Source organism: Collinsella sp. D33t1_170424_A12, assembly GCF_015554865.1.
Lineage (GTDB): Bacteria > Actinomycetota > Coriobacteriia > Coriobacteriales > Coriobacteriaceae > Collinsella.
Map to the genome: position 1 here is coordinate 1 of NZ_JADNJJ010000197.1, position 8,550 is coordinate 8,550.

6 protein-coding genes and 1 pseudogene are annotated in these 8,550 nt (G+C 66.1%); all 7 read left to right on the forward strand.

What is annotated here, in order from left to right:
• Positions 1 to 406: pseudogene (locus I2E26_RS08215) on the forward strand (phospho-N-acetylmuramoyl-pentapeptide-transferase); the annotation flags it as partial.
• A gap of 8 nt (positions 407 to 414) precedes the next feature.
• Positions 415 to 1,821, forward strand: a complete 1,407-nt coding sequence (gene murD / locus I2E26_RS08220) for a UDP-N-acetylmuramoyl-L-alanine--D-glutamate ligase (protein ID WP_195420342.1) — start codon at positions 415 to 417, stop codon at positions 1,819 to 1,821.
• A gap of 30 nt (positions 1,822 to 1,851) precedes the next feature.
• Entirely contained in the window at positions 1,852 to 3,486 is a 1,635-nt protein-coding gene (gene ftsW / locus I2E26_RS08225; protein WP_195420343.1) for a putative lipid II flippase FtsW, read from the forward strand.
• Positions 3,476 to 4,615, forward strand: a complete 1,140-nt coding sequence (gene murG / locus I2E26_RS08230; RefSeq protein WP_195420344.1) for an undecaprenyldiphospho-muramoylpentapeptide beta-N-acetylglucosaminyltransferase — start codon at positions 3,476 to 3,478, stop codon at positions 4,613 to 4,615. The genes ftsW and murG overlap by 11 nt, the downstream gene beginning before the upstream one ends.
• Before the next feature lie 71 nt (positions 4,616 to 4,686).
• A complete protein-coding gene (murC, locus tag I2E26_RS08235; RefSeq protein WP_195420345.1) occupies positions 4,687 to 6,129 on the forward strand; it encodes a UDP-N-acetylmuramate--L-alanine ligase in 1,443 nt (480 codons plus the stop codon).
• A 22-nt stretch (positions 6,130 to 6,151) separates the two neighbouring features.
• A complete protein-coding gene (murB, locus tag I2E26_RS08240; protein ID WP_195420346.1) occupies positions 6,152 to 7,063 on the forward strand; it encodes a UDP-N-acetylmuramate dehydrogenase in 912 nt (303 codons plus the stop codon).
• Positions 7,064 to 7,571: 508 nt separating this feature from the next.
• Positions 7,572 to 8,550: cell division protein FtsQ/DivIB (locus I2E26_RS08245; RefSeq protein WP_195420347.1), on the forward strand; the 979-nt coding region annotated here is incomplete at its 3' end.

An 8,550-nucleotide genomic window follows, 5' to 3' on the forward strand; every position in this document is an offset into this window, starting at 1 on the left:
GGCCGCGATCTGCTTCCTGAGCGGTGATGCCAACCTGGCCACCTTCTGCGCGGCATGCGCCGGCGGCTGCCTCGGCTTCCTCTGGTTCAACGCGTATCCCGCGAGCATCTTCATGGGCGACACCGGGTCTTTGGCGCTTGGGGCCGGGTTCGCAGCCGTGGCGATCCTTACGAACACCGAGGTCATCTCACTGATCGTGGGCGCCCTGTTTATCGTCGAGGCCCTTTCGGTCATGATCCAGGTCGTGAGCTTCAAGGCCACCGGCAAGCGCGTCTTCCTCATGGCGCCCATCCACCATCACTTCGAGAAGCTCGGCTGGGCCGAGACCAAGGTGGTTATCCGATTCTGGATCATCGCCGCGGCTTTCGGCGCGCTCGGCCTCGCCTGCTTCTTCCAGCTGGGCTAGGGGATCTCATGCTGCTTCCCCCGTCTTTCTCCCTGCTCGTCTTGGGCCTTGGCTCCACGGGATGCGCCGTTGCAGATTGGGCGCTCTCCCATCTGGGCGATCGCGTTTCGTCTGTAACCGTGTACGGCGGCGCGTCGTCGAGCCGCGATGATGCGATCCGTGCGCTCGAGGCGCGCGGAGCCCGGTGCGTTGTGGGAACCGAGGATGTGCAGGGCTCCTACGATGTGTGCGTGGCGAGCCCCGGCATCTCCGAGTTCTCGCCGTTCTTCCGTTCCGCCGCCGCTGCGAGCTGCCAGATCATGGGCGAACCCGAGTTCGCGTTTCGCCTGTCCCCGGAGCGCTGGTGCGCGATAACGGGAACGAACGGCAAAACCACCACCACGGCGCTGGTCCAGCATCTTATCTGCGCGAGCGGTATGGCTGCCACCGCCGTTGGCAATATCGGCACGGTTTCGGTGGGGGCCGTCGATGGGCGTTGCACGGGCGAGTGGTTCGTAGCCGAGCTCTCGAGCTATCAGCTGGCTACCACCTCCGGGCTTCATCCGCGCGTCGCCGCGCTGCTCAATATCACGCCCGACCACCTCGCCTGGCATCGCTCGCACGATAACTACGCCCGAGCCAAGCTGAAGCTCTTTGCCAACATGGATGAGGACGACCTGTGCATCGTTGATGGCGACGACCCCGGTATCGCCGCATGCGCTTCCGAGGTCTACGTTGCCGATCGGCGCGTGCTGCGCGTCTCGTTCGAGGATCCGGGCACCGTCGACGCCGCGTTCGTGCGCGACGGGATGCTCGTGGTTCGCCTCGGCGGCGAGGAGATCGAGCTCATCGCGCGAGACGAGCTGCAGCTCCCCGGTCGCCATAACGTGAAGAACGCGCTCGTCGCCGCCTGCGCGGCCCTCGCGTGCGGTGCCTCGCCGGCCGGCGTGCGACAAGGCCTGCGCTCGTTCGCCCCGCTCGAGCACCGCTGCCAGCCCTGCGGCTCCATCGACGGCATTCGCTTCGTGAACGATTCCAAGGCCACGAACACCGACGCCGTCATGAAGGCGCTCTCCGCCTACCCCGATGACCGCGTGATCGTGTTGCTTGGCGGCCACGATAAGGGGACACCCTTGGACGAGTTCGCATCGTATGTGGTCGAGCATGCGGCCGGTGCGGTGTGCTTCGGTGGGGCGCGGGAGCGTTTCCGCCGCGCGCTCGAGGAGGCCGACCGAACCGGGGATATCGATATCGCCGAGGCCGACGACCTCGTCGATGCCGTCGATGTGGCGCGCTCGCTCGCCTCGCGCGGCGATATCGTCTTGCTTTCTCCGGCGTGCGCGTCGTTCGACCAGTTCTCTGGATTTGAAGAGCGGGGCCGCGCCTTCAAGGCGTATGTTGATCAATTGCGCGCTACCCTCGAATCGGAGGAGTAGGCGGTAGCAGATAGGTAGATGGAGGCGCATATGGCAACCAATCCAACCGAGCGCGGGTCGCGCGGAAGCACGTCGGCTCGCAGGGGGTCGGGGGCGGCGGCCGGTCGCGCCTCGGTTCGCGGCGAGGGTGCGCGCTCGCGCCATTCGTCCCTGGGCGAACGGTTTATCGCGGGCGTTCCCGCTCGCATCATGGCGCCGCGTATCGTGTTCATCCTTTGCGTGGTTGCAATCGTGGCATTCGGCGTGCTCATGGTGTATTCGTCCTCGGCCATCATGGTTGCCTCGGGCGCGGATCCCAAGCCGCCTTCGTTCTACCTGACCCGCCAGGGCATCTTCGCCTTCGCGGGGGCGATCATCGCGATCATCATCGCCTGCGTCCCCATGTCGTTCTACACGAAGCAGCGCGTGTTCGCGCTGTGGGCGTTGAGCCTGCTCGCCCTGTTTCTCGTTTTGGCGATGGGTTCCACCGCGGGCGGCGCCCAACGCTGGATCGACCTGGGCTTCTTCGCCCTGCAGCCCTCCGAGCTCGTCAAGCCGTTCCTCATTCTCTCCGTAGCCACGGTGCTGGCCGAGTTCTTCGAGCGCTACGCCTTGGATACGAGGTCGTTCCTGCTCCTCCTCGGCGCTGCGGTGATCGCTCCGCTGGCGCTTGTGATGGCGCAGCCCGATTACGGAACGACGATCATCATCGTCGCCACGGTATTCTGCATGCTGGTCCTCGCGGGCGCCTCGTTGAAGTTTTTGCTTCTGCTGCTGTTCATCGGTGTCGCGGCGCTCGGCGTGCTCTTTCTTTTGGAGCCGTATCGCCTGGCGCGTTTCCAGGTTCTTCTCGATCCATGGGCCGATCCGTACGGCGACGGCTACCAGGCCACGCTGGGTATCATCGCGTTCGCTTCGGGCGGCCTGTTCGGTCGAGGCGTCGGCAACGCCACCATGAAGTACGGCTACATCCCCGAGCTGCATAACGATTTCATCCTCGCCAACATCGGCGAGGAGGTCGGATTCGTGGGCACCGTCGTGCTGTTCGCTCTCTTCGTGTGCCTCGTGTTGACGGGTTTCATGATCGCCCACCAGGGGCCGAGCATGCGCGATCGCCTGACGGCGTATGGTTGCACCATCATCATCGGCGTGCAGTTCTTGGTGAATATCCTCGGCGTCCTCGTCGTGCTTCCCATGACCGGCAAGACGCTTCCGTTCATCAGCTACGGTGGCTCGTCGATGCTCGCCTCGTTTATGCTGGTCGGGTACGTACTGCGCGTTTCCGTCGAAAGCGGCAGGCGGAGCGTCTACGATGAGCGCCGAGCCGATTTCGCGGTCGTGTCCGCCGGTGGCGAGGGTTCCGACCAGGACGCGGTGTCGAGCCATATGGGCCGAAGCACCGCGGGCTCTCCACGCCGCCGATCCGAGGCGACCCGCGCGCGTTCGGGTTTCAGCGTGATGGATGGTCGGCGTGACGAATCGACTGCGACCCGCCCGCGCCCGCGCGAGGACCGCTCGTCGTACGGTTCGTACGACCGCATCAATCTCAACGATAATCCTTCGGAGCGCCTGCGTTCGCGCGACAGCGGTCCGCGGGTGCGCCGCGGGGGTACGGGCCCGCAATCCGGCTCGCGCGGCCGCGGCAGCGATTCATATTCTTTGAGGAGGGGTCGATATGACCGTTAACCATACCCTGAGCGTCGCCATCGCCGCGGGCGGTACCGCCGGGCACGTGAATCCCGCGCTCGCGCTGGCCGAGGAGCTGCGCGACCGTGGCCATCAGGTTCGATTTTTCGGAGAGACCCGAAGGCTCGAGGGGCGCTTGGTGCCCGAGGCGGGCTTCGACTTCTTTCCGGTCGAGGTGACGGGGTTCGATCGAGAGCGCCCCTGGACGCTCATCGGCGCCCTGCTCCATCTCGCTCGCGAGGAGCGCCGTCTGGTGAAGGCGTTTCGCGACGATGCAGCCCTCATGCCCGACGTCGTCGTCGGCTTCGGTGCCTACGTCGAGCTCCCGCTCATGCGTGCGGCGGCGAAGCTCGGCATTCCCATCGCGTTGCACGAGCAGAACTCGGTCCCCGGCCTTGCCAACAAGCAGACCGCTAAGCACGCGGGGCTGATCGCTATCGCGCAGCCAAGCGTCGAGCGCATCTTTCGCGAACGCTGCGGCGAGGGCACGCGCATCGTCATGACCGGCAACCCGGTCCGTGCATCCGTGCTCGCCGGCGACCGCTGCCGTGGCCGTGGGGCTCTGGGCGTCGCGGATGGCGAGACGCTGCTGCTGGTGTTCGGCGGATCCCTGGGCGCTGCGCACCTCAACGAGCGCATCGCCTCCCTCAAGTCCGAGTTGCTCGCTATACCCGGTCTGCGCGTGGTGCAGTCCACGGGCGCCGAAGGCCATGACGCTGCGGTCGCGGCCCTGCGCCTGACCGATGAGGAGGCCCGTCGTTGGGACGTGCGCGCCTACATCGACGGCATGGGCGATATGCTCGCTGCTTCCGACCTGGTTCTCTCGCGTGCGGGCGCGTCTTCCATCGCAGAGATCGCAGCTCTGGCCTCGCCGTCCGTGCTCGTTCCCTATCCGCACGCCACGGCCGACCATCAAACAACCAACGCGCGGTTCCTGGTTGACGCCGGCGCCTCCGTCATGTTCGCCGATGCCGACATCGATGACCGCGCGTTCGCGGACGAGTTGCTCGACCTGCTCCGCCGTCCCGAGCGTCGCGAGCGCATGCGCGCCGCGGCCCGCGCCCTGAAGCAGGATCGTGCCGCCCAACAGCTCGCGGATGCTGTGGAGGCCCTGCGCCGCCGCGGCTAAGACCGCGGTTTTAGGGATGGAAGAGTATACTGGGATAGTTTAAGTAGAAGCGAGGCTACGAGGAGTCAAGCATGTCGAATATTGTGGTACCGGAGTCTACGGCGGCACCGACCTTTGCCAGCGCGCACTTCATCGGCGTGGGCGGTGCGGGCATGAGCGGTATCGCGCTCGTCTTGCACGAGCGCGGCTACGAGGTGACCGGCTCCGACCTCAAGACCTCTCGTTACATCCGCCAGCTCAGCCGAGCGGGTATGGAGGTATTCGTGGGCCACGACGCCGCGACCATCGATGCGGTGAAGCCCGATGTCGTCGTCGTATCCACCGCTATCCCCGAGACGAATCCCGAGCTCATCCGCGCTCGCGAACTCGGTATTCCCGTCTGGCCGCGTGCCAAGATGCTCTCCGCCCTGGGTGCCGGCTATACCACGCTGGCCGTTGCCGGCACGCATGGCAAGACCACGACGTCCTCCATGTGCGCCACCATGCTCGACCGCATGGGGCTCGATCCCAGCTTCCTGATCGGCGGCATCGTCGAGGGCTACGACACCAACGGCCGTAACGGCGCCGGCGAATACTTCGTTTGCGAGGCCGATGAATCCGATAGCTCCTTTTTGTACCTCGATCCCGACGTCGTGGTGGTAACCAACGTCGAGGCCGACCATATGGACCATTACGAGTCCCTCGCGCAGATCGAGGAGACCTTCTGCACCTTCATGGGCCTGGTGGGCGACGAGGGTACGGTCATCGCATGCGGCGAGGATCCGCGTCTTGTCGAGCTTGCCCGCTCCACCGGCCGTGCCGTTGTCACCTACGGCCTCGATCCCTCGAACGACGTCGTGTGCACGGTGCACCCGGCCGCCCACGCGCTGGGCAGCACCTTCGACGTCACCCTGCCCGACGGCTCGGTGCGCGAGGTGTCCATCCAGCATAACCCGGGCGTTCACAACGTTCTCAACGCCACGGCATCCCTCGCCGCGGCCTATGTCATGGGTCTTGATACCTCCGCAGCCGCCGAGGCGCTCTCCACGTTCGAGGGCGCTCGCCGCCGCTTCACGCATATCGGCGATACGCGCGGCGTGACGGTTGTGGACGACTACGGCCACCACCCAACCGAGATCAAGGCGACGCTCGCCGCGGCGCATGGTCTGGATTTCAACAACGTCGTGGTGGTGTTCCAGCCGCATCGCTATTCGCGCCTGCAGGCGCTGTGCGACGATTTCGCCAACGCCTTCGCCGATGCCGACAAGCTCGTCCTCATCGATGTCTTTCCCGCTGGCGAAATGCCCATTCCCGGCGTTACCAGCAAGATGCTCGCCGACACCATCCGCACGCTCCATCCCGACAAGGACGTGGTGTACGTCGACGACCGCCCCGCCCTTATGGAGCACCTGGACGCGCTCGTGAACGAGGGGGACCTGCTCATCACGATGGGCGCCGGCGACGTCACCACGGTGGGCCCCGATTATATCGAGCACGTAGCCGACCTCGAACGCGCCGCCGGTTCGCGAGCGTAAGCGCTGGGCTGGGGGCACGGACATGGGCGTATTCAATGCGGTTATGTCGCTGTCGGGTCTGATCGATACCGAGCTGGCTGAGGGCGAGCGCCTCGCGCGCCATACCAGCTACCGTATCGGTGGCAAGGCGGCGCTGTTCATCACCTGCCATAGCTATCACTCGCTGCGCCGTACCATCGAGGTCCTCGGCCGCGAGCGCGTGCCCTGGGTTATTCTGGGCAAGGGGTCCAATTTGCTGGTCGCCGATGCTGGGTACGAAGGAGCCGTCATCTCGCTCGGACGCGAGTTCTCGCGTTTCGTGGTGAGCAACGACGGCGCCACCATAACCGCCGGAGCCGGTGCCATGCTGGCGCGCTTGGTCAACGAGGCGCTTTCACGCGAGCTGTCGGGCCTCGAGTTCGCCGTTGGCATCCCGGGTACCGTAGGCGGCGCGATCTCCATGAACGCGGGATCGCGCGACGAGTGGATCGGCGCCGTCGTGCAGGATGTGGTGACCTATAAGCCTGCTGCGGGTATCAGGCATTACGGACGCGAGGACGTTGCGTGGGGGTATCGCGTCACCTCGCTTCCCCGTGACGAGATCATCCTCGAGGTCACGCTTCGGCTCGCTCCCGGCAAGAAGGTCGATATCCGGGCTAAGATGGAGCAATCGCTGACGCGCCGTCGTCGTACGCAGCCGATCGGATCGGCATCATGCGGGTCGGTTTTCCGCAATCCAGCCAACATGAGTGTTGGAAAGATGATAGAGGATTGTGGATTGAAGGGTTTTTCCGTTGGCGGGGCCGAGGTCTCAACCATGCACGCTAACTTTATTGTCAACAAGGGCACCGCGAGCGCAGCCGACGTCTCGGCCGTGATCTCGCATGTATATGAAAAGGTTAAGGAAACGTATGGCGTCGAGCTCCAACCGGAAGTTAAATTCCTCGGGTTCTAAAGCACCGAAGCCCACGTTTCGTCGTGCCGGGGCGGGGGCTCCGCGACCCGCGCAGCGCTCCCAGGTACCGCCGCGTCCGAGCAGCGTTCCCGCTCCCACCAAAGCCATAAGCGCCTATACCGCTCCGTCCAGGCAGCACACCGCGCGACGTGCCGCAGCGGTCGTGCGCGAGCAGCGCCTGCGAAAGGCGCAGGGCGCCCCGTCGGCGCCCAGGCCCACCAAGCGTCCCGCAAACTCCCTGCCTGCGCGGTCGCGCGAGAACGGCGCCATGCGACGCCCGGCATCCCTGCCGTCGGGTCCTTCCCGCGCGCTGCCCGCTCGAGCGGGTGGTTCGGCTATCCAGCACGTGCCGGCTCCAGCTCGCCAGGTTCGGCCCGCGTACGCGCCCGCGACGCGTGGAGCCCGGCCGCAGCGCGCCTCGGCTTCCCGTCCCGTCCAGCCGCTGCGAACCGCGGACGCGCATCGACCGCCGACCCCGGCGGCCGGCCCCGCTCGGCGGCGCGGACCGATGGAGGCCAAGAGGCTCACGCATGTCGCGGCCGCTCCCCGCGGTTCCGAGCAGGCTTCGGCGCGCCCTCGTCGCTCCGCGGGCCTGTCGCGCGCGCATATCGCGCTCGTCGCCGTCGCGGGCGTGCTCGCCCTGGTGGCCCTCGCGGTCGTCGTCGTGGTCAACTCCAGCCTCTTTGCAGCCACCGATATCCGGATCGTCGGTAGCGAGCATGTTGCCCAGGATGCTGCCGAGCAGCTCATCAACCTGCCCGAGGGCACGACGCTCCTCAACGTGGACGAGGACCAGATCGTCGAGTCCCTCAAGCAGAACCCCTGGGTGGCGGGCGTCGACGTCAAGCGCGAATACCCGCATACGCTCGTTATCACCCCACGCGAGCGCGCGGTGAGCGCCATCATGTACGTGGCGGCCGACGATATCGCCTGGGCGATCGGCAACGACGGCTGCTGGATCGCGCCGCTTTCCCTGGCGGTCGCGGTCGACGATTCCGGCGCGATCGTCGAGAGCGGCATCGTCTCCACCGCCATCTCCGACCAGGCCGAGGACGGCGGCGCGAGCGCTCCGACAGACACCCGTGCCGATCCATCGGCGGACGGCGCCGACGCCTCCGAAGACGGGGCGGCCGACGCCTCGGATGCCGGGGATGGCTCCGCCTCCGACGATGGGGGGTCCGATGCGCCCGCCGATGAGGACAAGCCGGCCGAGGACGATGGCGATGGGGAGCCCGCCGACCAGCAAGATCTTGCGGGTCTGGGGGCCGCCGAGGCCCTCGCGCGCCATTTCGGAGCGCTTCTCCTTACTGATGTGGCCTCCGATGTCGCCCCCTCAAGCGGCTCCGATGTGTCTGCGCCCATCATCTTGGCGGGCCTCGATTACGCGAAGAAGTTCTCCTCGGATTTCAAAGCGCAGATCAAGTATCTTTCCGTGCCGTCCAAGGAGGCCATCGCCGCCAACCTCGTATCGGGCATCGAGGTCGCGC

Excerpts from the sequence above, each read along its gene's own strand:
- murD (WP_195420342.1), top strand. The coding sequence starts at position 415 with ATGCTGCTTCCCCCGTCTTTCTCCCTGCTCGTCTTGGGCCTTGGCTCC.
- ftsW (WP_195420343.1), top strand. The coding sequence starts at position 1,852 with ATGGCAACCAATCCAACCGAGCGCGGGTCGCGCGGAAGCACGTCGGCT.
- murG (WP_195420344.1), top strand. The coding sequence starts at position 3,476 with ATGACCGTTAACCATACCCTGAGCGTCGCCATCGCCGCGGGCGGTACC.
- murC (WP_195420345.1), top strand. The coding sequence starts at position 4,687 with ATGTCGAATATTGTGGTACCGGAGTCTACGGCGGCACCGACCTTTGCC.
- murB (WP_195420346.1), top strand. The coding sequence starts at position 6,152 with ATGGGCGTATTCAATGCGGTTATGTCGCTGTCGGGTCTGATCGATACC.